General features: G+C 62.3%; 21 protein-coding genes. 13 read left to right on the top strand and 8 right to left on the bottom strand.

Going from position 1 to position 23,673, the window contains the following annotated elements; all coding sequences use genetic code 11:
* Positions 1–17 precede the first annotated feature (17 nt).
* From BMX62_RS05105 to BMX62_RS05090, 4 genes are read left to right on the top strand one after another with little or no spacing between them, the layout of a single operon-like run.
* Positions 18–1,133 (top strand): glycosyltransferase, encoded by a 1,116-nt coding sequence (locus BMX62_RS05105; RefSeq protein WP_238375864.1) that lies wholly within the window; start codon positions 18–20, stop codon positions 1,131–1,133.
* Entirely contained in the window at positions 1,130–2,284 is a 1,155-nt protein-coding gene (locus BMX62_RS05100) for a glycosyltransferase (RefSeq protein ID WP_090205296.1), read from the top strand. Before BMX62_RS05105 ends, BMX62_RS05100 begins: the two co-directional genes overlap by 4 nt.
* Positions 2,285–2,286: 2 nt before the next feature.
* Entirely contained in the window at positions 2,287–3,957 is a 1,671-nt protein-coding gene (gene kaiC, locus BMX62_RS05095) for a circadian clock protein KaiC (protein ID WP_202906206.1), read from the top strand.
* Positions 3,954–4,253: a circadian clock KaiB family protein gene (locus BMX62_RS05090; RefSeq protein ID WP_090205288.1), complete on the top strand. Its 300-nt coding sequence runs from the start codon at positions 3,954–3,956 to the stop codon at positions 4,251–4,253. The genes kaiC and BMX62_RS05090 overlap by 4 nt, the downstream gene beginning before the upstream one ends.
* Here BMX62_RS05090 and gshA read toward each other — a convergent pair.
* Positions 4,250–5,821 carry a glutamate--cysteine ligase gene (gene gshA, locus BMX62_RS05085; protein ID WP_090205285.1) on the bottom strand — a complete coding sequence of 524 codons (1,572 nt, stop codon included), beginning with the start codon at positions 5,819–5,821 and terminating at the stop codon, positions 4,250–4,252. The genes BMX62_RS05090 and gshA overlap by 4 nt on opposite strands.
* A 113-nt stretch (positions 5,822–5,934) precedes the next feature.
* On the opposite strand from gshA, the gene BMX62_RS05080 reads away from it, so the two are divergent.
* The 3 genes from BMX62_RS05080 to BMX62_RS05070 are packed head-to-tail and all read left to right on the top strand — an operon-like array spanning position 5,935 to position 7,820.
* Positions 5,935–6,813: a M90 family metallopeptidase gene (locus BMX62_RS05080; protein WP_090205281.1), complete on the top strand. Its 879-nt coding sequence runs from the start codon at positions 5,935–5,937 to the stop codon at positions 6,811–6,813.
* A gap of 26 nt (positions 6,814–6,839) precedes the next feature.
* On the top strand, positions 6,840–7,373 hold the full coding sequence (locus tag BMX62_RS05075; protein ID WP_090205279.1) for a DUF2058 family protein: 534 nt from the start codon (positions 6,840–6,842) through the stop codon (positions 7,371–7,373).
* A 24-nt stretch (positions 7,374–7,397) separates the two neighbouring features.
* On the top strand, positions 7,398–7,820 hold the full coding sequence (locus tag BMX62_RS05070; protein WP_090205276.1) for a flagellar basal body-associated FliL family protein: 423 nt from the start codon (positions 7,398–7,400) through the stop codon (positions 7,818–7,820).
* A 9-nt stretch (positions 7,821–7,829) separates the two neighbouring features.
* On the opposite strand, the gene BMX62_RS05065 is transcribed toward BMX62_RS05070, so the two are convergent.
* Positions 7,830–9,737 carry an ATP-binding cassette domain-containing protein gene (locus BMX62_RS05065; protein ID WP_090205273.1) on the bottom strand — a complete coding sequence of 636 codons (1,908 nt, stop codon included), beginning with the start codon at positions 9,735–9,737 and terminating at the stop codon, positions 7,830–7,832.
* Between BMX62_RS05065 and BMX62_RS12625 the strand changes: the two genes are divergently transcribed.
* Positions 9,723–9,905 (top strand): hypothetical protein, encoded by a 183-nt coding sequence (locus tag BMX62_RS12625; protein WP_143339661.1) that lies wholly within the window; start codon positions 9,723–9,725, stop codon positions 9,903–9,905. The two genes, BMX62_RS05065 and BMX62_RS12625, sit on opposite strands and share 15 nt — an antisense overlap.
* A 20-nt stretch (positions 9,906–9,925) precedes the next feature.
* On the opposite strand, the gene BMX62_RS13245 is transcribed toward BMX62_RS12625, so the two are convergent.
* A complete protein-coding gene (locus BMX62_RS13245) occupies positions 9,926–10,060 on the bottom strand; it encodes a hypothetical protein (protein ID WP_274377156.1) in 135 nt (44 codons plus the stop codon).
* Between the two features lie 53 nt (positions 10,061–10,113).
* On the opposite strand from BMX62_RS13245, the gene BMX62_RS05060 reads away from it, so the two are divergent.
* The 3 genes from BMX62_RS05060 to BMX62_RS05045 all read left to right on the top strand — a co-directional run bounded on the left by BMX62_RS05060 (position 10,114) and on the right by BMX62_RS05045 (position 13,853).
* Positions 10,114–11,058 carry a GGDEF domain-containing protein gene (locus tag BMX62_RS05060; protein ID WP_090205270.1) on the top strand — a complete coding sequence of 315 codons (945 nt, stop codon included), beginning with the start codon at positions 10,114–10,116 and terminating at the stop codon, positions 11,056–11,058.
* A gap of 294 nt (positions 11,059–11,352) precedes the next feature.
* Positions 11,353–12,783, top strand: coding sequence for an adenylate/guanylate cyclase domain-containing protein (locus tag BMX62_RS05050; RefSeq protein WP_090205264.1), 1,431 nt, complete (start codon positions 11,353–11,355; stop codon positions 12,781–12,783).
* Positions 12,780–13,853 (top strand): hypothetical protein, encoded by a 1,074-nt coding sequence (locus BMX62_RS05045; protein WP_090205261.1) that lies wholly within the window; start codon positions 12,780–12,782, stop codon positions 13,851–13,853. The genes BMX62_RS05050 and BMX62_RS05045 overlap by 4 nt, the downstream gene beginning before the upstream one ends.
* Here BMX62_RS05045 and BMX62_RS05040 read toward each other — a convergent pair.
* The 5 genes from BMX62_RS05040 to BMX62_RS05020 all read right to left on the bottom strand — a co-directional run bounded on the left by BMX62_RS05040 (position 13,850) and on the right by BMX62_RS05020 (position 19,895).
* Entirely contained in the window at positions 13,850–15,067 is a 1,218-nt protein-coding gene (locus tag BMX62_RS05040; RefSeq protein ID WP_090205256.1) for a TraB/GumN family protein, read from the bottom strand. The genes BMX62_RS05045 and BMX62_RS05040 overlap by 4 nt on opposite strands.
* 92 nt (positions 15,068–15,159) lie before the next feature.
* On the bottom strand, positions 15,160–16,089 hold the full coding sequence (locus tag BMX62_RS05035) for a pentapeptide repeat-containing protein (protein ID WP_090205253.1): 930 nt from the start codon (positions 16,087–16,089) through the stop codon (positions 15,160–15,162).
* A gap of 37 nt (positions 16,090–16,126) precedes the next feature.
* Positions 16,127–16,984: an HDOD domain-containing protein gene (locus BMX62_RS05030; protein WP_090205250.1), complete on the bottom strand. Its 858-nt coding sequence runs from the start codon at positions 16,982–16,984 to the stop codon at positions 16,127–16,129.
* Between the two features lie 119 nt (positions 16,985–17,103).
* Positions 17,104–18,042, bottom strand: a complete 939-nt coding sequence (locus tag BMX62_RS12815) for a hypothetical protein (RefSeq protein WP_156055374.1) — start codon at positions 18,040–18,042, stop codon at positions 17,104–17,106.
* Positions 18,043–18,104: 62 nt separating this feature from the next.
* A complete protein-coding gene (locus BMX62_RS05020; RefSeq protein WP_143339659.1) occupies positions 18,105–19,895 on the bottom strand; it encodes a hypothetical protein in 1,791 nt (596 codons plus the stop codon).
* A gap of 576 nt (positions 19,896–20,471) precedes the next feature.
* On the opposite strand from BMX62_RS05020, the gene BMX62_RS05015 reads away from it, so the two are divergent.
* Entirely contained in the window at positions 20,472–22,529 is a 2,058-nt protein-coding gene (locus BMX62_RS05015; protein WP_090205240.1) for a transglycosylase SLT domain-containing protein, read from the top strand.
* Between the two features lie 161 nt (positions 22,530–22,690).
* The gene (locus BMX62_RS05010) at positions 22,691–23,662 is read left to right on the top strand and encodes a PstS family phosphate ABC transporter substrate-binding protein (protein WP_090205419.1); all 972 of its coding nucleotides are present in this window, start codon (positions 22,691–22,693) and stop codon (positions 23,660–23,662) included.
* Positions 23,663–23,673: the final 11 nt, after the last annotated feature.

The following is a 23,673-nucleotide window of genomic DNA, read 5'->3' as shown; positions in this document are numbered from 1 at the left end:
TGCAGCATAATACACCCATGTCTTCCATGCCTATTCATACGCCGTCACTGGCGGTTTTCCTCGCCACCTCCGGCCACAGCGGGGTGGACCGCATCATGGGCAACCTGCTGCCGGCCCTGGTGGATCAGGAGTTGTCGGTGGACCTGCTCACCCTTGAGGGGCATGGTCCCCATCTGCCCGATCCCCCGCCGGGCCTGCGGATCGTGCCCCTGGGCCGCGCCCATGTGAGCACGTCCCTGCCGGCCCTGGCGGGCTATCTGCGGCGGCACCAGCCTTTGGTGCTGCTCACCGACAAGGACCGGGTCAATCGCACCGCCATCCTGGCCCGTGCCCTGGCGGGCGTGAAGACCCGGGTGTATGTGCGGGTGGGCACCACCGTCTCCGTCAATCTGGCGGATCGCAAGCCACTGGAACGATGGCGGCAACGGCTCTCCATCCGTCATCTGTATCCCCGGGCCGATGGGGTGCTGGTCCCCTCTCACGGTTGCGCGGAGGATCTGCGACAGATTTCCGCCGGGCGCATCACCCGCCTGCAGGTGGTGCCCAGCCCCATCATCCGTGACGATCTGGCATCGCGGGCCGCCGATCCAACCGCCCTGCCCCTGGACATGGACGGTGACGATCCCTGGGTGGTGGCCATCGGGGAACTGTCCCGACGCAAGGATTACGCCACCCTGCTGCGGGCCTTTGCCCTGGTGCTGACACAGCGCCCGGCCCGGCTGGTGATTCTTGGCGAGGGCCGGGAAAGGCCGGCCCTGGAGGCCCTGGCCCGGGAACTGGGCATCACCGAGCGGGTGAGTCTGCCCGGATTCGTGGCCAACCCCTATGCCTGCCTGAGCCGGGCGCAGGTCTTTGCCCATGCCGCCCGCTGGGAGGGGATGCCGGTGGCCCTGATCGAGGCCCTGGCCCTGGGCATCCCGGTGGTGTCCACCGATTGCCCCAGCGGTCCCCGGGAGGTGCTGGACGGCGGACGCCTGGGCAGGCTGGTGGATGTGGGGGATGCCCAGGCCATGGCAGCGGGCATTTGTCATTATCTGGATCATCCCGCCGACCCGCGGACCCTGAAAAGTGCGGTGACCCGATACCGGGTGGCCGATAGCGCCAGGGCGTACCGGGAGGCCATTGGGCTGTGAAACCCGATCTCTCCCCACCCCATCTGGCCATTCTCATCTCCCTCTCCGGCGAGGGGGGCGTCGAACGCATGGTGCTCAACCTGGTCCGGGAACTGGCGGCCATGGGCCTGTCCATGGATCTGGTACTGATCCGGGAGGAAAGCCGGCATCTGCAGGCGCTGCCGGAGAACGTCAACGTCATCCGCCTGGGCACCCGCCATAGCGCCCTGGCCATCCTGCCTCTGGCCCGCTATCTGCGGCGGCGACGTCCGGCCCGGCTGCTGGCCGCCAAGGATCGGGCCGGTCGGGCGGCACTCCAGGCCCGACGGCTGGCCGGGGTGGATATCCCCGTCTTCATCCGTCTGGGCACCACCCTGTCGGAGGCATTGGAGGGGCGTTCAAAATGGCGAAAGTGGCTGCGTTACCGCCCCATGCGGCGGCTCTATCCCCTGGCGGATGGCATCATCGCGGTGTCCCGGGGGGTGGCCGATGATGTGCGCGGGATTACCGGCCTGCCCGAAGAGGCGGTGCATGTGGTGCGCAATCCGGTGATCACCGCCGATCTGGACGCCCTGGCCGCCGAGCCGGTGCCCCATCCCTGGCTGGCGGATGGGGGGGACCCGGTGATCATCGGCATGGGGCGACTGACCCGGCAAAAAGACTTTCCCACCCTGCTGCAGGCCTTTGCCCAGGTGTCAACCCGGCAGCCGGCGCGGTTGATCATCCTGGGGGAAGGCGGGGATCGGGAAGCCCTGACGGGCCTGAGCCGTTCATTGGGTGTGGCGGATCGGGTGCTGATGCCCGGTTTTGCCGCCAACCCCTATGCCTGGTTGAGTCGGGCGCGGCTGTTTGTGCTGTCATCCGCCTGGGAAGGCTCGCCCAATGCCCTCACCGAAGCCATGGCCCTGGGGCTGCCGGTGGTGGCCACGGATTGTCGCAGTGGCCCCAGGGAAATTCTCCAGGAGGGACGCTACGGGCCGTTGGTGCCGGTGGGGGCGGTCACTGAGTTGGCGGAGGCCATGGTCAAAACCCTGGCAGCACCGTTGCCAGCCAACAACATACAGGCAGCAGTGGCAGAATACCGGGCCCGGACCAGTGCCCAACGGTATCTGGCCATTTTGTTCAATGGCGCACCTGATGCCAATACATCCCATCTGGAGACTTTCCCGTGACTATGGCACATCCTGATACCGCCGCCACTGGCATTCAGGGGCTGGACTTCCTGTTACAAGGTGGTCTGCCCCTGGGTCGCCCCAGCGTCCTGCGAGGCGGCCCAGGGACGGGCAAGACCATCATTGCCCTGACTTTTCTCTGTCACGGTATCGCCCAGGGAGACAAGGGGGTGATGGCCACCTTCGATGAAGCACCCGAAGCCCTGATCCAGCATGCTACCGGCTTTGGTTTTCCCGCCGAGCAGTTTGTCCGGGAGGGACGGCTGCAGATTCTGGACATGCGCCCCAATCCTGATGATGTCTCCGGCCATGCCATTGAACTCACCGCAGTGATGACCCGCATCGACCATGCCCTGAAAACCACCCAGGCCCAGCGGCTGGTGGTGGATGCGATGGATGTACTGGAGGGCGCCTTTGCCACCGATACCCACCTGCGCAGTGAATTGGGTCGGGTGTTTGACTGGCTGCGGGAACATCAAGCCACCGCCCTGATCACCGTCGGTGAACAGGATAACTTCAGCGCCCGTCACGGTCTGGAGGATTATGTGGCAGATTGTGTGATCGCCCTTAAACAGTCCCTGGAGCATCGGGTGATGACCCGGCTGCTGCGGATTGTCAAGCGCCGGGGTGGCGCCCACGGCACCAGCGAATTTCCCTTTTTGCTGGACAGCGAGGGTATTTTCATGATTCCGGTCACCGGATCGGTCCTTTCGGCCAAGGTGTCCAGCGAACGGCTGTCCACGGGTATCCCCGGACTGGATGCCATGCTGGGCGGCAATGGCCCCTACCGGGGGTCCACCCTGCTGTTCTCTGGACAGGCCGGGACCGGCAAAACCAGCATGGCCGCTGCCCTGGCCAACAGTGCCTGCCAACGGGGAGAGAAGGTGCTCTATGTCAGCTTTGAAGAAAGTGTGGACGAACTGCTGCGCAATCAGCTGAGTATCGGTACTGATCTGGGTCGGTTCACCGGAACCACCCAGGCCGGACAATGCCTGGTCCTGATGCCGGTGCGTGCTGTGGAACTGGGGCTGGAAGAACATCTGATGCGGATCATGCGCGCCATCCGCAAACACCAGCCGGATGTGGTGGTACTCGATCCCATCAGCAGTCTGGCGGGACGACACCGGGAGGATCATGCCAAGGCCATGCTGCTGCGCCTGATTCATCTCATCAAGGAAGTCGGAATCACTGCCATCGCCACGGAACTGCTGGCGGATGACAGTCAGGGGGTGAGTCACCTGGATGTTTCGTCCATGATTGATGTCTGGATCAAGCTGCGGCGCCATGAAGACAACGGAGAGATGAACCGCCTGATTACCCTGGTCAAGGCCCGGGGTCTGCCCATTTCCAGTCAGGTCAAGGAGTTTCGTTTTACCCCCCAGGGGCTGGAAATCGAAGACCCCTATATGGGAGAAAGCGGGATCGCCTATGGCACCAATCGGCATGCCCTGCAGTCCAGGGATGAACAGACCCTGGTCCAACTGCGTGAAGCACTGTCCCAAGCCTTGCGCCAGCGGGAGGAGTTGGATGAAATCAATGCTGCCGCCGAACGACTGGCCAGGGCAGAGCGGGATGCCAGGGCAATGGCCATCGACCGCAATATTGCCAATCTGGAACGCCGGCTGGCAATGATCCATAGCGCCAAGTCCACTGTTTCCAGGAGCCGCCTGTGACCACTCGCCACTATCAGCTCAGACTCTACATCGCCGGCATGACCCCGGCTGCCCGCCGCGCCATCGACAACCTGACCGCCCTGGCTACAGACCTGGGGCAGCAGGGAGAACAGGTGGACATTCAGGTGGTGGATATCCTCCAGCGCCCCCAGTTGGCGGAAGATGAACGTATCCTGGCCACCCCGGTGGTGATCCGCAAACTGCCACCCCCCATCCGGCGGGTGGTGGGGGATCTGTCGGAACGGGAGCGGGTGCTGGTGGGGCTGGATATCCGGGACGACATCTTCGATCCCTAACGAAAGTAGTGGCGCAGGTATTCAGCAAAGGACAACGTATCTTCGGCCTCCAAAGCCCGCTGCCGCTCCAGGGCCGTCCGGGCCTTGGCCTTCAGCACCGCCTCCCGTTCAGGTGCCAGATCCACGGCCCGCAGGTGAGCACCGTGGGCCAGGGACATCTGCCGGGCAAACTCATGAAACCCCTGACCCTGGGCCTGCATCAGATCCAGCATGCGGGCCGAGGGGGTCAGCGCCCCATCAGCGACCCTGGCCTGCTGTGTCGCCAGGGACCGGGAATAGGGCCGGTCCCCATGACCGGCATCCAGCACCTGACACAGGGGCGCCATCTGGGTCAGAATTTCCGTGGCCCAGACCCGCAAGGGCACCTGCTCGCCTCCCCGCATCAGCACCAGCGACGGGTCCCGCCCCCGATGGGCAGTGGCACTTTGGTTATGGTCGATGGCAAAGCGTTCCAGATCGCTGATGGGGGGGCTGTCCAGCAACAGGGCATGGATCATCAACGCCTCCAGAAACCGCAACTGGGACTCGTTGACCCCCAGGGGATCAAACACATTCACATCCACCGAACGCAATTCCACATAGGCCACACCCCGACGCTCCAAGGCCACTGTGGGACGCTCATTCCCCTGGGTCAGGGGCTTGGGCCGTACAGTGCTGTAATACTCGTTTTCAATTTGCAGGATGTTGGCATTGAGCTGGCGGTATTCTCCATCCACCTCCACTCCGATGCGTGCATATTCCGGCGACGGGGTGCTGATGGCATGGGACAGGCCCCGGATATAGGCGTCCAGGCTGTCATAGTTGGCCTTGATGCCGCTCTCCTCCTCCTTGCGGTTCTGATAACCGATGTCTCCCATGCGCAAACTGGTGGCCCAGGGTTCGTAGAAGGTATGGGCATCAAACTCCGCCAGGGTGGTCGGGCGACCGGCCAAAAAGGATTTACACACCGCCGGCGATGCCCCGAACAGATAGGGGATCAGCCAGCCCAGGCGTTGCAGGTTACGGATCATGCCGAAATAGGCCCGGTCCCGGAACCGGCGGGCCTCCTCCCCCGGCACTCCCAATGCCTGCTGATAGATGGGCCAGAAACAGTCCCCCATGGAAAAATTGAAATGCACCCCGGCAATCACCTGCATCAGACGGCCATAACGATGCCCCAGCCCCAGACGGTAAACGGTTTTCATCCGCCCGGCATTGGAATGGCCATAGTGGGCCACCGGAATCTCCTGCGCCCCCGGCAGCACACAGGGCATACTGGTGGCCCAAAGGTATTCAGTGCCGATGCGGGGATAGGTAAAGACATGCAGATCCTGCAAAAACGCCAGCGCCTCCCCCGGACTGTTGCAGGGGGGCGTGATAAACTCCAGCAATGCTTCGGAATAGTCGGTGGTGATCCAGGGATGGGTTAATGCCGCACCCAGGGCAGGGGGATGGGGGGTATGAGCAATGCTGCCATCGGATTCAACCCGCAGACTTTCCTTTTCCAGGCCGATGCGGGTACCCCGCAGACATTGGGCGCCCCCCAGATCCAGAATCTGCCGCAGGCGTGTTTCGCAATAGGTGTACAACGTGGACTCCTTAACTTGGCACCGAGACCGCTCACCATCCCGCAAAACGGCGCGTCCTGTTCACGGGATCGAGCCTTGCCATCATACTATGCCCAACCCGGTTGCTGCCCCCGATGATTCCCCCCGTGTTCAAGTCCTGGCGCCGACGGCGCCTCCTGGCCCGAACGGCTATCCCGGACGATGCCTGGCGGGAGCGGCTGGCGGCCCAGCCCATGCTCGCTGGCCTGAACGGGAACGAGCGGGCGGCGCTGCGCCAGTGGGTGACCCTGTTTTTACATGAAAAGGCCATCCACGGCGCCCAGGGGCTAACAGTCACTCCCACCATGGCCCTGCATATTGCCCAGCAGGCCTGCCTGCCCATTCTTCGTCTGGGGATCGACTGGTATGATCAGTGGTCTACCCTCATCATTTATCCGGACGACTTTTTGCCCCGGCGGGAAATCATGGACGATCACGGCATTTTGCACCTGGACGACAGCCCCTACAGTGGCGAAGCCTGGGAGCGGGGACCGGTGCTGCTGTCCTGGGCGGCCATTGCCGCAGGAGAGCCACTGATCATCCACGAATGTGTGCATACCCTGGATCTGCGCAACGGCGTGGCCAATGGTATGCCCCCCCTGCACCCGGAAATGTCCATCCAGGACTGGACCCAGGCCCTGGGCAGCGCCTACGATAACCTCAATACCCAGTTGCAGCGGGAAGAACCCACGGCCCTGGACCCCTACGGGGCCAGTGATCCGGGTGAATTTTTTGCGGTGATGAATGAATATTTCTTTGTGGAACCCTGGACCCTGGCCCGGCATTATCCTGATGTCTACCGGCAGTTTTGCCAGTTTTATCGTCAGGACCCCCTGGCCCGGCTGCCACCGGTGACCCATGACCCGGACGGTCAGGCGCAGGTGCCCAACCCTTCAACCCCAACCGATACAGGAGGACGCGACCAGGGCCGCGTGATCGTGCCGCGCACGATGCGCCATCCCTCCCCGACCTGAAGGACGGGGTTTATCGCGCAAAATTGATGACCCAGAGCCTCCGTGAGCAGATGCTCCAAGCCGGACTTGTCACCGAAGAGCAGGTCAAACAGGTGGAACAGGCCAAGACGTCCGGCAACCGGCCCGGCGAGCGGCGGGCGCCACGCAAAGGCAAATCCGGTCAGCCGGGCAAGTCCGGCACTCAGGACCGGGGCCGGCGTCAGGGGCGGCGGCCCTCCACCGCCAGCAAGCCAGCCCCCGCACCCCGGCCACCAGCCACCCCCAGCGCCGAGGCCCGTGCCCTCAAGCAGCAGTTACGGCAACTGGTGGCGGCCCACCGCCTCAATAGCGAAACCGCGGATCTGCCCTATCATTTTCAGGTGGGCAAAACCATCAAGCATCTGTATGTCACCGCCCAGCAACAGGCGGATCTGGCGGCAGGCCGGCTGTGTATCGCGTTTCTCGATGGCCGCCGCAATCTGCTGCCGGTGGAACAGGGTCAGGCCATCCTGCGTCTTGACCCCAGTCGCACGGTGATCTTCCCCGGCCATGATGCCCCCGATCCGTCATCCGGCCCTTAAACTCCATTTGCACAGGTTCTTTATATGTCATCTCATCCTGTTCGACGCACTACCCTGATGCTGCCCCTGCTGCTCCTGCTGGTCTGGAGTCAGACCACCTTGGCCGCCCCCCCCAAGGATGGCCGTTCCTGGCCCGGTTTTATTCCTCTGGAACCGGCCCTGGTGGTGAACCTGGATAATCCCCGCCGGGCCCAGTACCTGCAGCTTAATGCCCAGTTTTATGTGGAAAACGCCACCGATGCCCAGACCCTGGAGCATCACATGCCCCTGGTTCGCCATTACCTGCTCCTGCATTTTGGTGGCCGTGACCCGGAAGTGATGCAGACCAGTTCGATCCGGGAACAGTTGCGAACCGAGGCCCTGGAGGAATTGCAGCAGATCATGCTGGAACATACCGGCAGTACCACCATCAGCGGTCTGTACTTCACCGGTTTTATCGTGCAATAGCCTCTGGCATTAACGGGCCGCCGCTTCGGCGGCCTCCAGGGCTTCGCTGGCCTCCAGCCAGGCCGCTTCTGTGGCCGCCAGCTGTCGGGCCAGGTCTGCCTGACGGCCAAGCAGGGTCTGTAACTGTGTCCGGGCCGACGCTTCGTAGATGGCCGGGTCCGCCAGCGCCTGATCCAGGCTCTGACGGGCCTGTTCCAGTTGGCTATGTTCCCGTTCCAGCCGCGTCACCTGATCCCGCAGGGGCTTGAGTTGTCGGCGCAGGGCCGCCTCGTCCCGCTTGCGGGCCTTGCGGGCAGCGGCACTGTGGACAGCCCCCTCTTCCCCCTCCGCGCCCTCGCCGGGCTGACGATCACGGGCCGCCAGCCAGTCCCGGTAATCATCCAGATCCCCTTCAAAGGGGGTCACCCTACCCTCTGCCACCAGCCAGAAATCATCACAGACACTGCGCAGCATGTGACGGTCATGGGACACCAGCACCACCGCGCCGGTAAATTCCTGCAGGGCCTGTTCCAGGGCGTGCCGCATGTCCATATCCAGGTGATTGGTGGGTTCGTCCAGCAGCAGCAGGTTGGGCCGTTGCCACACCAGCAGGGCCAGCACCAGCCGGGCCTTTTCTCCCCCGGAAAACGGGGCCACCGGCGCCAGGGCCTGATCGCCGACAAAACCAAATCCCCCCAGAAAATCCCGCAGTTCCTGTTCCCGCGCCCGCTCATCCAGGCGCTGCATATGCAGCAGGGGGCTGGCCTGGGGATCCAGTTGTTCCAGTTGATGCTGGGCAAAATAGCCCACGGCCAGATCCGGGGATGATTCCCGCTGGCCGGACAGGGGCGACAACTCACCCGCCAAGATGCGGATTAGGGTAGACTTGCCCGCCCCGTTGGGGCCCAGCAGTCCCAGACGGGCGCCGGGATGGAGGGAAACATTCACCCCCTGGATCACTGGATCGGCCCCGTAACCGCCGGCCACATGATCCAGTTGCAACAGGGGATCGGGCAGCCGCCGGGGAGGGCGGAAGGCAAAACGAAATGGGGAAGCGGCATGGACAGCGGCCACCTGGGTCATCCGCTCCAGGGCCTTGAGCCGGCTTTGGGCCTGACGGGCCTTGCTGGCCTTGGCCCGGAACCGGGCGACGAACTGGGTCATGTGGGCAATGTCCCGCTGCTGACGCTCATGCAGGGACTGCTGCTGGGCCAGGGCTTCGGCCCGGGCCAGTTCGAAGGCGGAATAGTTGCCGGTGTAGAGCCGCAGATGAGCCTGTTCCACATGGGCCACATGGGTCACGACCCGGTCGAGAAAATCCCGGTCATGGGAAATCAGCAGCAAGGTACCGCTGTAGGCGATCAACCATTGTTCCAGCCACAAGACCGCTTCCAGGTCCAGATGGTTGGTGGGTTCGTCCAGCAGCAGCAGGTCGGATCGGCACATCAAGGCCCGGCCCAGGTTCAGACGCATCCGCCAGCCACCGGAAAAGGTGGCCATGGGTCGGGACTCATCTCCCGGCTGAAATCCCAGACCATGAAGCAGGCGGCCAGCACGGCTGGGGGCCGTCCAGGCGTCGATGGCATCCAGCCGGGCATGGAGTTCCCCCACCAGGGTGCCCTCTCCGGCGGCCTCGGCCCGGGCCAGGGCCGCCTGCAGGCGACGCAGCTCTCCGTCTCCGTCCATGACGTAGTCCAGGGCACTGCGGTCGCTGCCCGCCACTTCCTGGGCCACATGGGCAATCACCCAGTCCGGGGGCAGCATACAGTCCCCCTGGTCCGGGGCCAGTTCGCCCAGCAACAGGGCAAACAGGCTGGATTTTCCAGTGCCGTTGGCGCCGGTCAGGCCCACCCGCCAGCCGGGATGGATGGTGATGTCCGCGTCCCGGATGAGAACCCTGGGACCGCGCCGAAGAGAGAGGGTGTGGAGTCTGAGCATGGCCCGAAGTGTATCAGCCTGCCTGCCAGGATCGCAGCACGGTTTTTTGACGAATCCATCGGCCATTTTTGGGGTGCAGAGCGTCATTTTTTCGCCATACCCCATAATAAAAAATATAAAACATTATTTTTAAAAGTTATTTTTTTAGATGGCACAAAAATCGCATAAACCCTCAACACATAGGAGTGTTACCGGGACAACACTGTCAACGCCTCCCGCCGGGGGGAACCGGGGTCACGGCCCCACAGGATCAGCACCTTGACCGGAAAGCACTTCAAGGACCAGTGGTGGAAGCCCACATTGACTACGGCGGCTGTGAACATGCAGCCCCTATACCTCCCCGCCATGAAGGACGGGGTTTCTTGCGGAGGAACTGATGATTCGTCATATCATTCAGGCACCGGTTGAATCGAGCTTTCAGGCTGGCACTGCATTGGCTTGCAATCCCCGGATTGTGGACCATGAGCCTGTCAGGGGGCAGGCGCCGGCTCCGGAGGTGGTGAGCACGCCGGTGCTGCTGCATCGTTTGCAGACCACCCTGGATCTGAATGAACTGATTGAAATTTTCTCCAGTGCCATTGCCTGGCGTATTCCCCATGATGGCCTCACCTTCGACCGGGAGGATATGGGGATTCACCTGAGCCGGGGACGGCTGTCCCGTCACAGTTGCCGCTACAACCTGGTGGTGGATCATGCAGAACTGGGAGAAATCCGGCTGCTGCGGGGACGCAAATTCCGCGACATGGAGCTTGAGGCCCTGGAGGAAGCCCTCACCGCTCTGGTGTACCCCTTGAGAAATGCCCTGCTTTACCATGCCGCCCTGCGGGCTGCCGAGACGGACACCCTCACCGGTCTGCAGAACCGGTCGGCCATGAATCGGGCGGTGGAGCGGGAACTGGCCCTGTCCCGGCGCAGTGGTCAACCCCTGGCCATGCTGGTGCTGGATGTGGACCACTTCAAGCATATCAATGACCGCTACGGCCACCATTGTGGTGATCAGGTGCTGATGGCGGTGGCTCAGCGGCTGCGGGAAGTCACCCGCAAAAGTGACATGGTCTTTCGTTTTGGCGGTGAGGAATTTGTCATTTTGATGGCAGGTACCGATGCCGATGCTGCCCGCCAGGGGGCCATGCGGGTTCAGGAGGCCCTCCGCGCCCATCCCCTGCCCCTGGGTAACGGCGACCATATTCCGGTGACCGCCAGCATCGGGGGTACCCTGTGCCGGGATGAGGACACCCCTCATAGCCTGTTCCAACGGGCAGATCAGTCCATGTACCGGGCCAAGCAGACCGGACGCAACCGGATTGAGTGGGCGGATTAGTCTTTTTTAAAAGCTCGGTCAACTACCCCTGAAGTCGGGGGCTTGTGAGAGCAAGCCGGGTTGACCAGCCTGAGCCCGCCTGAGCAGGACGCTCGAAAGGGGCTACGTTTGCAACAGGTCGTCAAGACCCACCGGCGGATGCTGCCTCAGTCCGCCGCTCTGGAAGGCCCCACCTTTTACTGTGGCTGCAAGACCGCGGCCGCCATTCCTCCCGCGATTGAAATCGCGGGTTTCCTTGCGGAGAGGTTATGATGGGCTGACCATCCCGAATCCACACAAACATCCGAGACCATCATGGCATCTCCCCTTGTCAGGTTGAGGCGCCATATTATCGCCGCCCTGCCGAGCCACCTGCCGGTGGCTTACAAACTTGGCCTGAGTATCTCGTTGCTGATGGTAGGCGGCGTGGCCTTGCTGGGTCTGGTGATCATCAACCAGCAAAGCCGACTGCTCCATGAGCAACTGGACAGCTTTGGTCGCACCATGGTGGAACAGCTTGCAGAGTCCTCCAAGGAACTGGTGCTGACCAATGACAGCCTAGCCCTCAATGCCCTGATCATGAATCTGGCGAGCAGCCGGGTGGTGATGGGGGCGGCAGTCTATGACCGGGATGGGCGGGCGCTGGCCAGGGCCGGTCTGGTACCGGAACAGTTGAATATCCCCAGCACCCCCAACCTGCCCCCCCAGGTTTCCGGCCATGCCGGTCCGATCCATTTTCAGGATCTGCGTCTGGGCACCGCCCTGGTGACCCTGAACCCCAAAAAACAGGATGATGCCGTGCGTCACGCCATCACCGCCATCGCCCTGTCCACCCTGGTGATTGGTCTGCTGGCGGGTATGGCCGCCTTTCTCATGGGTCGCCACCTGTCCCGTCCCATCGACCGGTTGATGCAGGCCACCGGCGCCATCGGCGCGGGGGATTACCGTTTCCGTCTCCGTCATCGACGCCGGGACGAAATCGGACAACTGATGACGGCCTTTAACCGCATGGCCCAGGGGTTGCAGGAAAAGTCCCAGATGGAAGGGGCACTCAATCGCTACGTTTCCGTGGGGGTGGCCCGCAAGATCATGAGCAATCTGGACCGGCTGGAACTGGGAGGACATCAGGTAGAGGCATCGGTGCTGTTTGCCGATATTGCCGGTTTTACCAGCCTCTCGGAACAGATGCCACCGGATCAGGTGGCCCGTCTGCTCAATACCCATTTCACCCATATCAGTCGCATCGCCCAGAGCTATCGGGGTACCATCGACAAATTTCTCGGGGATGGGGTGATGGTGGTGTTCGGGGTGACCGAGGAAGACCCGGACCATCGCTTTCATGCCGTGGCTTGCGGGATCATGTTGCAGCAACTGATGCACCGTCTCAACCAGAAACAGCCGGCGTCCCCTTGTCCTGTCCGGTTTCGGGTGGGGATCAACAGCGGCCTGATGCTGGCCGGCAACATGGGATCAGAAGACCGCATGCAATATACGGTGGTGGGGGATGCCGTGAATCTGGCGGCCCGGCTCATGGCTTCCGGGGCGCCGGGGCAGGTGATTGTACCGGCCACCCTGCTGGCAGCACCAGAGGTGGCCCGACGGGTGCAGGCCCGACCCCACGGCAATCTGATGCTGCGGGGCCGGGAAGCTCCGGTCTACAGCTATGTGGTCGACCAGATGACCGCACCCTATCAGGCAGACATGGAACACCGGCTGCAGGCATTGCTGGAGGCCATTGGAGCATGAGGCGACCGGGTCTGATCCTGCTGCTGATCCTGGGGCTGAGCGCCTGCAGCACGGTAAAAATCTACCATCACGACCCGGAACACCAGTTGCAGTCCGCCCTGCAACAAGGGGATATCGCCCGGGTGCGGGATATTCTGGAGACCTTGCCGGTCACCGACGAGATGCCCCAGGAGCAGGTGGCACTGCGGGCCTGGCTAAAGGCGGTCCAGCCCCATCTGGAACAGGCCATGCTGATGCAGGCGGCAGAACATCTGCGGCGGGAACAATGGGAACAGGCCTGGCAGAGCTACGCACGGGGACTGGCCATGCTGCCCGAGAGTACGGTACTGCGCCATGCCAGGGATCAGGCGGTGGCGGAACGGCAGACCCATCTGCGGCGCCTGCATACCCGGCGGCTGCTGGCCCAGGGACAGAGCCTGCTCGTACTGCCCCCCATCCAGGCCCAGATCCTGCGTCTGGACCCCACGGATGAAGCCGCCCGACAGGCCCTGTATCAGGCCGGAGAAGATGCCCCCCAGGTGGCCGCGGCCCTGGCCCGGATGGGTCAGGAAGCCCTGGCAGCGGGAGAACATCATCTGGCGGTGGAAGCTCTGGACCTGTCCCAGACCCTGTCACCCTCAGCCACCACGGCGACAGCCCTGTATCAGGCCCAGGCCGCTCAGGCCCAATATCTGGCGGCCCAGCGCCAGGCGCGACAGGCCCGGCGACAGGCCCAATGGGCGCAACGCACCCAGACCCTGTTCAATCAGGTTCAAGAGGCCATGACCGCCGGGGATCTGGCCACCGCCCACCACCATCTGGCGGCCCTGAAACAGGCCCGTCCGGAGGATGAATCGGTACGGGCACTGGGGTATGAACTGGCCCGGAACATAGACAAGACCGTGGCCCAGGGGCTGGAACATGGCCGCCAGCTCTACCTGGAAGGCCGTATTCCCGAAGCCCTGGACACCTGGCGCAACCTGCAATCCCTGCAACCGGAACACCCGGAACTCCAGTCCCATGTACAGCGGGCAGAACGGGCGCTGGAATCCTTGCGCCGACTGGAAACAGCCAGCGACGATCCGCCCTAACTGCCCAACAGGCGCTCGGCAATACGAAAGCCCGCCGTATAGGTGCCAATGGCCGATCCCAGGGTGGTGAACACAAACACCAGCAACACCCTGGACACCCGGTTGCGCCACCAGCCCCGCAGATGGGCGGTATCCCGGCGCAGACGGGAAAAATCCCCCACCGTCGGCTTGCGCAGGAAGGTTTCCATGGCTGCCGCCACAAACCCCACGCCAATGGTGGGATTGAGGGAAGTGAGAGGCGCCGCCAGGGCTGCGGTGACCACAGTCAATGGATGGCCGCCAGCTATCAGGCCACCGATACCCGCCAGGGTGCCGTTGATCAGCACCCAGTCCCGCACCAGTTGCCATCCCAGGTCCGGGTTACGGGAAAACCCCAGCACAAACCCGAACAGGATCAACGCCACCACCAGCCAGGGCAGCAGTTTGGGCCAGAGGGCAGGGGGAGGCAGTTGGTCCAGTTGCTGGATCAGATCGCCGGGCCGCTCCGGGGATGGCTCGGTGAGGGCCTGTCGCAGACCCGCCAGATGACCGGCGCCCACCACAGCCAGAATATGCTGGTAGGCCCCGGTATGTGCTTCCTGACGCAGACGGGCGGCCATGTACACATCCCGTTCATGGATCAAGGGCTTGTAGAGGGCCTGGGATTCCTCGGCAAACTGGTTGAAGGTGGATTCCAGCACATCCCCCTGCTTGAGTCGCTCGATCTCCTCTTCGGAAATTTTTTCCTTGCTCACCACCCCGGCCATCAGCCCGGTAAACAGGTTCATGCGCCGCCACCAGGGTACGCTGCGATAACAGCGCCGCAGGGTGGTGCCCACTTCCCGGTCGATGAGCAGCACCGGCAGGTGAGCTATGCGGGCTTCGTGAATAGCGGCCCGCATCTCGGCGCCAGGTTCGATATCAAACTGTTCCGCCAGCCGCTGCTGATAGGCCCCCAGGGCCAGACTGGCGGTGACCATGGGGGCTTTGCCCTGGCGCAACACCTGAAACAGGTTCATCCGTGACAGGGCATCGGGGTCCACAATGGCATGGTGACGACTGGGACACAGTTCCACCGCCACGGCGTCATAGGCGCCGCTTTGCAACAGGCGTGAGACCACCTGGGCGGACACCCTGGATACATGGGCAGTCCCCAGCACCGTGATGCGGGTGTTGTCGATGGTCAGGGTAAACTGGGGTTGTTCGTCATCGTGGACGGAGGCTGGAAAATCCATGGGGGTCTGTCCGAAAGTGGAGCCAACAGGGCCGGTCTGGCCGGGGCCGCCACCATAGCAGGGCCGCCGGCATCAGGCCATACCCAGGGGACTCACGGTTCAGGGTCCAGGCAACGCCCCACCGAGCCGACGGCGCAGGTCCGGCCATCCACCCAGATGGCCCGATCCAGGATGGCCCCGGTCAGATCGGCCCCGGCCAGGTCGGCCCCCCGCAGATCGGCATGACTCAGGTCTGCATCGGTCAAACGGGCCAGGGTCAAGCGGGCGGACACCAGGCGGGTGCCTATCATGCGGGCGCCCCCCAGATCAGTACTGAGAAGCCGGGCTTGCCGCAAATTGGCATAGCTCAGGTCAGCCCCCACCATTCGGGCCTGATCCAGGCGGGCGGTCTGAAGATCGCCGCTCAGGATCAGGGCGCCACTTAAATCAACGCCGCGCAGGTCTGCGCCGACCAAGGCACAATAATTCCAGTTCACCCCAGGGGCAGCCGGAGCCAGACAGTCGGGGGGCGGCAATGGCGGTGGGCGATTGCTGGCGGCATAGAGCAGCCCCAACACCGCCAGCACCAGCACCAGCCCGCCCCCCAGCATCCAGGGCCAGCGTCTGCGGGCTGCCCCCCGTTGTCCCGATTCGGCCAGCAATGCTGCCCGTTGCTGACGAAACTTGATCACCTCCGGCGGCTCAGGCCGGCGCCGGTCGGTGCCGGAACGGGCATCGGCACCCCCTGGATGGGCCGCCCCATCCTCCTGACGGCGGTCACGGATGCGTTCATCCTCCCGCAATCGGGCCTGCAACAGGCGCAGATGGCCTTCTGGCCCGTGGGCACCCCACAGTTCCACGGGAATCAGTTGGGGGTGTTCATGGATGGGGCTCCAGGCGACCCCATCCTGACTGACTTCGTCTTTGAGATCCAAACGGCCCAGCAGCAAATAACGGCTAATCAGACCCACGGGATGAGGTCCGGCAATCTGTCCTTGCCGGCGGGTGAACCATAGGGAGTTGGTGGTATCCGGTTCTGTCATGGTTGTGGAAAAATGCCGTCCTTTAGCGCCGGGGGGGTCAGCTTTCGTGCAGCAGCAGGGATTCGACTTCCACCACCTGCTGCTGGGCACGTTCGATCAGGTTGCGGATCGTCTCGGAGGACAGGGCCATCCGCGTCCAGATCTCTGGATGTACCGGAGGGGCATCAAAGGGGTCCTGGGTATCCAGTTCCGCCATATGTGCCACAGTGTTGGCGATATGCACCACGGCCACTTCCACGGGATACTCCGTGGGGCTGAGGGGCTCGTGGTGATGGCGAATGCAGTCCTGCAGTTTTTCCGGGAGGCTAAGGTGAGCCGCCAGGGCGCCGCCCACCTGGGCATGGTCGTAGCCCAGCACCGTGCGTTCTGCCTGATGGGGGGGCAGGGTATTGAGGTTTTGCAGGCTCAGCAAAAAGGCGGCATGGGCCTCTCCCGGTTCCCGGTTGAAAATCAGGAGTCGGCCAATGTCATGGAGCAGGCCGGCAACGAACATGGACTCACTATGGGGCAATCGCAGATCATCGGCCAGCAGCCGTGCAATCAGGCCGCAGTAGATGCTGTGGCGCCAGAAGGCTTCCATGGACATGAGTTCATTGGGGATATCGTCGAAGGCCTGACCCACGGTAGTGGCCAGTACCAGATCACGGGTTTGTTCCATGCCGATCACGGTCACCGCCCGGGTGATGGTGTCGATCCGGTGGGACAGACCGTAAAAGGGGCTGTTGGCCAATTGCAGTAGGCGAATGGTCAGGGCTGGGTCCTGACTGATGAGGCGGCCAATATCGCTGGCCTTGCTGGCCGGGTCTTTGACCATGGCGTTGAGGCGGACCGTCACAGCAGGCAGCGATACCAGCCCCGCGGACTCATTCACCAGTTGCTCGATGCTGAGTGACATTGCTGATCTCTAAAAAGGTCTGCCCGCTATCATACACTGTAGGGCAAAGGACAGTACTGTTCCCCGACCAGGGGCAGCACAGAGGGCTGTCCGGGGGGGTGGGGATGAGGTCTGGGCCATCAATCTTGCCGCTCAAAGAGTCCGAAGTCACAGGCTTCCATGGGCGTATCGGGCCGGCACAGGTAGGTGCCGATCCAGTTCCGGTCCGGGCTCATCATCAGGACGCCGGTGCCGGCATGGCCCAGGGTGTTGGTGAAATCGAGATCGAAGAACAGGCGGCCCCTGGGTTCGATGCCGGACAGGGTGATCTGCATCCCGGCGCTGTCCCTGACCGGATTGCCGTGCGTGTCATGGAGGATGGCGTAGCGGCCATCGTCATGCATGGCGGTGTGCCAGGCGGTCATGACGCAGGTGCCGATGGCGCAGTCGATGTGAAATTCATGGCGATACAGTCCCCCTTCCGTATCGAACAGGTTGCCGATCATCGGGCCTCGCCAATGGCCCTGGAGTTCCAGCAGGGTGGCATCGGAGATGTTGAGTTCGCCCCGCTGGAACACGCCGGCGTCATATTCCGGGGTGATCAGCATCAGGGTGGATTGATCGGTGCTGGTGATCAGCCGCCCGTGGAGGATGGGGATTTCCGGTTCTTCTTCCGGCTCCTCCGGGAGTGGTGGCTCGGGGAGGTCATCCGGCAGGTCCGGCAGGTCGTCCAGATCCGGCAGTTCCCCCTCCCCTTCTTCGGGTTCCACCGGTTCCGGGGGTCTGGGGAACAGGTTGACGCCGTACACCTGTTGTGCCTGTTGCCAGATCAGGCCGATATCGCCGGAGTCGTGGCCGTTGATGAAGATCCGGGTGATGTCTTCTCCATCCACGGTCATCAGCCAGGTGGCACTGGCCAGGGTCTGATCCTGCACCCTGGCGGTCCAGTCGTCATTCAGGCCGTAGTCCACTGGCTCTTCCCTGGAACCGCTGCCACCGCAGGCGGTGAGGAGCAGGGGCGCGATGCAGACCCCTGTCAGCCAAGGGGACGATTTTGGGGCTGTGATGAAAGAAGGCATTGTCATCCTCAGAACCTGAGAGCTAAAAATATAAATTTAACCATTCGCTACTGAGGGCATTGTCACTGTTTGACATCAGTTACGTGAATCCTCCAATCACCATCAGCATTCCTTACATCAAGCATATAAGTACCTGCATCAAGATTTTGAACTCGTTCTATTGGAGGTGTAACAACACCTATTTCATTAGCCAAAGATCTCAAAGAGTCCCCCTGAGAGTTAAGCAAACGAACAATAAAGTTAGAACTACCCTCATGACTCAAATAGAAATAAACAGGACCATCTTCAAGCACGGAAAAATGATGGATAACCCCACCACTGGTTCCAGAAAAATCACCAGGCACAGATCCTGTACCACCACCGTTTGTGCCACCACCGTCATCACGATGGCAGGTAAAAGACGCCGAGACCCCTGACGCGGTAGTCAATTCCTCCCCATCCCTATTACCATAACCATTAAAATTGAGAACGATTTCTCCAGCACTTCCTGTTACACCTGCATGAGACCCTTGATTTGACGGTGGTTCAAATGAGTAACTCTGGAACTGGGAGGACGAGTCCAAGGTTACCAAAACACCAGGAATAGGCTGTTGATTGGGAAGAACATAGAGGAAAGAAGCGCGTCCTGTCTCACCCTCAGACTGAGGACAACTAAGGCTAGTCAGAATCAAATTTCCTGCACCCAACCCCAGCACATCCACTTCCACCACATTCGAGTCAAGAGAGTTGAAAGTTATCTTGAACCCATCGTCACCGGGGAATTGATTGACCACCTCCACATCAACGGTGACGCACCCACTCTGCCCTGCAAAAAAATATCCGGAGGTAATGATCTCACCATCCAGCAAGATATTTGCCGTCGCACCCGAAGAGCTGTTTTCCGTGGAGAAGAAAATGGGTTGACCCGACAGGGGAACTCCATTCTTATCGCGCAGACACAGCGTGACCATGCCTCCAGTCTGTGCAGGCAACACTGCGGTAGAGGCGGTCAAGGTTACGGTCCCATCATCACCGAGCATCCTCAGATACACCGCCCCCCCAGGATTGAACACCCGACTGACGGAAAAGTCCTCGGTATGGGCGACGATGATGGCGGTGCGGCCCACGTTGCTAAAGGGGTAGGTGAGCAGGGCGCTGGCGGTGCCGGTGCCGTCGGTGAAGGCCAGGGATTGAATGCTGCCCGCCTGGGCGCGGCCAATGACATAGGGCACCGTGGCACCCTGGTCCTCGCCCACCCGGAAGGGCTGGGCATCGGCGCGAATCACCAGGGTATCGCGCTGGGAAGGAGGTAATTGAGCAATGGTACGGATGCCTGCATGGTAAAAAGAGCGCCCGTTGGGATCAGGGTCCAGCACCAGCCGGTCACCCACTCTGGCACCACGGTTGAGAAAATTGCCATTGGGGGCGTTGAAATTAAAACCGCCCTCCAGGGGGTTGCCGTTGTTGCCGGTGATTTCAAAACGCCCCGATCCTTCCTGGGGATACCCCACCAGGGGCGCATCAATCAGGCGAAAATGAATGGGGGTGTTGACGGGGACCGGATTGCCATTGGCATCCCGGGCGGTGATGGAAACCACCCGGCTGTAGGTGCCGTTCTGAAAATCCACACTCTCGCCAACCGCAGGGCCAAACTGGACCCGGTTGGTGCGTATGGCCTCGATGTAGGGGCCGGTGAATTCCAGGGAAGCCACCGGGCCGGCGTCGCTCAATACCCGGATGGTGCGGGTGGTTTCCGCCCCCAGATGGGTCTGGACACCCCGGTCAGCCCGGATGCGGATATGGGCCTCGCCGCCGATCTCGCCGGCCACGAAGTAAATTCTGGCGTCACCGTTACCACCGGCGGTCACCTGCACGCTGGGCCGGGGTATCCCGGTGCCGCTGAGAAATTCCTGCTCGGTGATGAATCCCCCCACCGCGGGGCCGGCAAAGGATGCGCTGATGGCGGCGCCGGATTCCGGCTGCCCCGTGTTGCGCTCGGTGACCCGAACGGCAATCTGGGCGGCATAGGGACTGCCCGGTCCGACGGCGGCCTGGGCGGTGTTGACCGGCACCGTGTCCGGTTCCACATTCACACTCAGGGACAGGGTGTGCCCGGTAAAGCCACCCCCATTGTCCCCCCCGCCAAGACAGGCCGTCAGCAACAGGGCACAGAACAAAACAAGGCCGATGCGGAAAATAGGGGGAGCAGCTAGCATGGTCGTGTGCATCCTCGTTGCGGGGCGGGTGTTGCTCGGCACGGAAGCGGCGCCAGGGTGAAACAGCGCCTGGGGCCAGATGTCTCTACTGGCTCCGCCGGCTAGTATCCCGCCCGCTAAACTCACCGGTCAAGTTTTCGTCTTTTATCCCTGGCCCCTTGCCCCACAGGTTCCCACGGCTTTAGAGTCTAACGGTCCGTGCCCCATGCCTGCTGCCAGGAAGGAGTTTTAATCATGTTTGCGCATCGTCTTGCGGGTATGCTGCTCCCGCTGTTCATCCTTGGAGCCGGGCCGACCCTGGCAGTGCCCACTGGCTCTGACGCTCAGCGGGAACGGTTTTTACAGGCGGAACGGGCCTTTCAGCAGGGTCAGCGGGCTACCTTTCAGCAGGGGGTACAGGCACTCCAGGGCTATGCCCTGTTGCCCTATCTGCTCTACGCCGATCTGGATGCCCGCTTCCCCCGCATCCCCCAGTCCGAGGTGGATCATTTTCTGGAACATTGGGGGGATAGCCCCCTGGGCCATCGGTTGCGGACCCGCTGGCTGAGCCATCTGGCCGCCCAGGGGCAATGGGCGGATTATCTGCGCCATTACCAGGACGGACTGAGCACCACCCATGTCTGTCATTACCACACCGCCCTGCTGCGTACCGGACGCCGCGATGAGGCACTGACCGGCGTGGAAACCCTCTGGCTGGTGGGTCGTTCCCAGCCCAATGCCTGCGATCCGGTGTTCAATGCATGGCGCAGCGAAGGCCGGCTTACCCCCCAACTCACCTGGGATCGGTTCCAGTTGGCCCTGGAAGCCGGTCAGCCGGGGCTGGCCCGCTACCTGCGCCGCTATCTGCCCGAAGCCGATCGGGTCTGGGCGGACCGCTGGCTCGCCCTCCATGACGACCCCAACGGTCTGGCACAGATTCAGTGGCGGGCCGATGCCCATCCAGCCGCCCAGGCAGCCATCGCCCATGCTTTCAATCGGCTGGCCCGGCGGGATCCCCGGCAAACCCTGAACCTGTGGGCATCGGATCGGCGGGATTGGGGCATGGATCAGGCCAGCGCCCTTGAGACCCGGCGTTTCATCGCCCTGCGCCTGACCCTGCGGGAACGGGATCAGGCCCTTCCCCATCTGGCCACCCTGCCGGATGCTGTGTTTGACGATCTGCTGCGGCAATGGCAGCTTCGGGCCGCCCTGATTCAGGAAGACTGGGACACGGTGGTCAGAGCCGTTAACGGCATGAGTGAAGAAGCCCGTCAGGAAGACGCCTGGCAATACTGGCTCGCCCGTGCCCTGGAGCAGATGGGCGAGGAGTCCCAGGCCCTGGCCCTGTATGCCCAGGTCAGTGAGGCGCGTAATTTTTATGGTTTTCTGGCTGCTGACCGGCTGGGGCGGCCTTATCGTATCGGCCACCGGCCCATGATGCCTCCGGTGGAAAACATGCAGCGGGTCCAGCAGGACCCAGGGCTGGCCCGGTCTTTGGAAATGCTCGCCCTGGACCGGCTCATTGATGCCCGCCGGGAATGGATTCATCTGCAAAACCGGCTGCAGCAGGGCGGGGACCGGGCAGACCTGGAAGCCCTGGCGGTGATTGCCGGACGGATCGGCTGGCATGATCGGGCCATCTTTGCAGCCGCCCGCGCCCGTAATTTTGATGATATCGACTTGCGCTTCCCCCTGGCCCATGCCGAGATGATGAAGGAAAAGGCAGCCGTTCAGGACATCAATCCGGCCTGGGCACTGGCTGTGGCCCGGCAGGAAAGTGCCTTTATGCAGGATGCCCGTTCCCATGCCGGGGCCATGGGGCTGATGCAGATCATGCCGGCCACGGGTCGGGCCATGGCGCCCCATGTGGGGGCTACGGTGAGCCATACCCAGCAGTTGCTGGACCCGGACCTGAACCTGAGTATCGGTACTTATTATCTGCGCCGCAATCTGGACCAGTTCGGTGGTCATCCCCTGCTGTCCACGGCGGCCTACAATGCCGGGGCGGGCCGGGTGCGTTCCTGGCTGCCCAGGGATGCGCAAATGCCGGCTGATGCCTGGGCCGAGCTGATTCCCTTTTCCGAAACCAGGGATTATGTGAAGCGGGTGCTGACTTACAAGGTGCTCTATGAGGTTCGTCTGGGCAACAATCCCACCACCTTGAGCAGCATTTTGCCACCGGTGACACCGGCGGCGGGTCTGAGCCGTTCCCAGATACAGCATCAGGCCCGGTGGCAGGGGGCCGAAGGCGCCCAACTGGCGGTGAGTGATTTTTGTGATGCGCCAGGCTATACCGACAAGCCTTGTCTATAGACCCTCGCCTGGGGGGCTGTGAAAGTGCTCAAAAGGCATTGTCAACAAACTGTCATGCTCGTTTCACAGGGCTGACACACCCGGTTGTCATAGTGCGCCTGAGTCAAGGCTGTTTCCGGTTTGGCCGGAAACAGCCGCCACCACCACAGAGGACATTGATGATGCACTTGAAGCAGGCTCTTGTTGCCGGCGTGGCCGCGGCCCTGATGGTTTCCACCCCCGCCATGGCGGATCCCGTTGACCCCAACCTCCCCGACTACCAGCGCGTCTCCGGCATCTCGGGCAATCTTTCCTCCATTGGTTCTGACACCCTCAACAACCTGATGACCCTCTGGGCCGAGGAGTTCAACCGGTTCTATCCCAACGTCAATATCCAGATTCAAGGGGCCGGTTCTGGTACCGCGCCGCCGGCCATCACCCAGGGTACCGCCAACTTCGGTCCCATGAGCCGGGCCATGCGCTCTTCTGAAATCCAGGCTTTTGAACAGGTTCACGGCTATCCCCCCACGGAAGTGGGGGTAGCCATCGACATGGTGGCTGTGTTCGTCAACAAGGATAATCCCATCCAGGGCATGTCCATTCCCCAGATCGATGCGGTGTTCTCCGCCACCCGGCGCTGCGGCCATCCCGAGGACATCACCCGCTGGGGCCAGTTGGGTCTGACCGGGGCCTGGGCCAATCGGGATTTCACCCTCTACAGCCGTAATGCGGTTTCCGGTACCTATGGCTTCTTCCGTGAAATCGCCCTGTGCGGGGGAGATTTTAAACCCAGCATCAATGAACAACCCGGTTCTGCTTCGGTGGTTCAGGGGGTGACCGAGTCCATCAACGGCATCGGTTATTCCGGCATCGGTTATCAGACCGCCGGGGTGCGGGCCATTGCCATCGGCAGGAACGAGGGCCAGTTCTTTGAACCCAATGCCGAAAATGCCGCCACCGGTGATTACCCGCTGGCCCGTCAACTGCTGGTTTATGTGAACTCCCATCCCAACCGGGGTCTGGCGCCGCTGGAAAACGAGTTCGTCAAGATGGTCCTGTCCAGACAAGGCCAGCATATTGTGTTCCGTGACGGCTATATTCCCTTGCCGGCCCCCGTTGCCGATCAGATCCGCGAGCGGGTTGGCGTCAGATAATCCCACCCCGT

The sequence above is a fragment of the Ectothiorhodospira magna genome (genome assembly GCF_900110965.1).
Lineage (GTDB): Bacteria > Pseudomonadota > Gammaproteobacteria > Ectothiorhodospirales > Ectothiorhodospiraceae > Ectothiorhodospira > Ectothiorhodospira magna.
The sequence above is the reverse complement of the archived record's forward strand: the minus strand, read 5'-3'. Positions and strand labels throughout refer to the sequence as shown.

Excerpts from the sequence above, each read along its gene's own strand:
- kaiC (WP_202906206.1), top strand. The coding sequence starts at position 2,287 with ATGGCACATCCTGATACCGCCGCCACTGGCATTCAGGGGCTGGACTTC.
- BMX62_RS05015 (WP_090205240.1), top strand. The coding sequence starts at position 20,472 with ATGTTTGCGCATCGTCTTGCGGGTATGCTGCTCCCGCTGTTCATCCTT.
- BMX62_RS12815 (WP_156055374.1), bottom strand. The coding sequence starts at position 18,042 with ATGCCTTCTTTCATCACAGCCCCAAAATCGTCCCCTTGGCTGACAGGG.
- BMX62_RS05060 (WP_090205270.1), top strand. The coding sequence starts at position 10,114 with ATGATTCGTCATATCATTCAGGCACCGGTTGAATCGAGCTTTCAGGCT.
- BMX62_RS05010 (WP_090205419.1), top strand. The coding sequence starts at position 22,691 with ATGCACTTGAAGCAGGCTCTTGTTGCCGGCGTGGCCGCGGCCCTGATG.
- BMX62_RS05050 (WP_090205264.1), top strand. The coding sequence starts at position 11,353 with ATGGCATCTCCCCTTGTCAGGTTGAGGCGCCATATTATCGCCGCCCTG.
- BMX62_RS05035 (WP_090205253.1), bottom strand. The coding sequence starts at position 16,089 with ATGACAGAACCGGATACCACCAACTCCCTATGGTTCACCCGCCGGCAA.
- BMX62_RS05080 (WP_090205281.1), top strand. The coding sequence starts at position 5,935 with ATGATTCCCCCCGTGTTCAAGTCCTGGCGCCGACGGCGCCTCCTGGCC.
- BMX62_RS05040 (WP_090205256.1), bottom strand. The coding sequence starts at position 15,067 with ATGGATTTTCCAGCCTCCGTCCACGATGACGAACAACCCCAGTTTACC.
- BMX62_RS05075 (WP_090205279.1), top strand. The coding sequence starts at position 6,840 with ATGACCCAGAGCCTCCGTGAGCAGATGCTCCAAGCCGGACTTGTCACC.
- BMX62_RS05070 (WP_090205276.1), top strand. The coding sequence starts at position 7,398 with ATGTCATCTCATCCTGTTCGACGCACTACCCTGATGCTGCCCCTGCTG.
- BMX62_RS13245 (WP_274377156.1), bottom strand. The coding sequence starts at position 10,060 with ATGTTCACAGCCGCCGTAGTCAATGTGGGCTTCCACCACTGGTCCTTG.
- BMX62_RS05065 (WP_090205273.1), bottom strand. The coding sequence starts at position 9,737 with ATGCTCAGACTCCACACCCTCTCTCTTCGGCGCGGTCCCAGGGTTCTC.
- BMX62_RS05030 (WP_090205250.1), bottom strand. The coding sequence starts at position 16,984 with ATGTCACTCAGCATCGAGCAACTGGTGAATGAGTCCGCGGGGCTGGTA.
- BMX62_RS05105 (WP_238375864.1), top strand. The coding sequence starts at position 18 with ATGTCTTCCATGCCTATTCATACGCCGTCACTGGCGGTTTTCCTCGCC.
- BMX62_RS05045 (WP_090205261.1), top strand. The coding sequence starts at position 12,780 with ATGAGGCGACCGGGTCTGATCCTGCTGCTGATCCTGGGGCTGAGCGCC.